The 1,003-nt window shown below is 48.5% G+C and carries 1 protein-coding gene; it reads left to right on the top strand.

Annotated features, from left to right (window positions below; all coding sequences use genetic code 11):
* The coding region (locus A3729_RS31320) for an OmpA family protein (protein WP_068633298.1) at positions 1-988 on the top strand (988 nt) is incomplete at its 5' end.
* Positions 989-1,003 lie beyond the last annotated feature (15 nt).

Raw genomic sequence — 1,003 nt, 5'->3', positions numbered from 1 at the left:
CAATCTTGAGGAAGGGCTTAGCTTTGAAGCTGGGTTTGAGCGACCATTAAGTAGTGACTTATCCTGGGACCTGTGGTTTTCCATGTATAACGCTGATGGCAAAAGGGGAGGTCCTGATAGCCGGACTAAACGTTTGTCTCCAGGCGTGCTCTATCACCTGAATGAGGGTAACACCCGAGCTTTCTTATCGGCGGGCATGGGCCATCAGAAGTTTGACTTGAAAAGTAGCAGCAAAGTAAAAGAAACTGCAATTCACTTGGGCTTAGGAGTAAAGGCCTATCAGGATACCAACTATATTTTTCGTGGTGAACTGTTAGCTTTGCATGGTGCCGATCATGAGCAAACAGACTTAGGTGTCAGAATGACTTTGGGTTATTCATTTGGTCGAGAGTTTATTCGAGAGGCTCCAGAGCCTGAACCAGAGCCAATTCCGGAACCAGAGCCGGAACCGGAGCCAGAGCCCGAACCAGAACCCGAACCAATACCGGAGCCTGAGCCTGAGCCTGAGCCAGAACCAACTGATGAAGATTTAGATGGTGTATTCGATGATACTGATTTGTGCCCTGGTACAAACCCATCATTCCGTGTAGATGAAACGGGTTGTGCCGTCATGTTGACCAAGCAGGTTGCAATTACCATGGATATTAAGTTTGCAGCGAAAAGTGATGAGTTAACGCTAGAATACTACCCGGAAGTTAAGAAGATCGCAGACTTTATGAAAGAAGTCGTATCAACGACTTTGACGGTGGAGGGACACACGGATTACCAAGGCAGTCGTCGGTACAATCTGAAGCTATCTCAACGTAGAGCTGAGTCTGTTAGGCGAGTATTGGTTGACGAGTTCGGCATCGCTGAAGAGCGAGTTGCCGCAAAAGGCTTCGGTGAGGAGCAGCCGATTGCAGACAACGAGACTGAAGATGGGCGCGCTAAAAATAGGCGAGTGGTCGCAGTGCTTGAGGCTCAGGTGACCAAAGAAGCATTGCGTTAAGTCAGCTCTAGTCTT

It is taken from the genome of Oleiphilus sp. HI0043, assembly GCF_001634935.1.
Note: the sequence above shows the minus strand (reverse complement) of the source record. Positions and strands in the feature narration are given on the sequence as shown.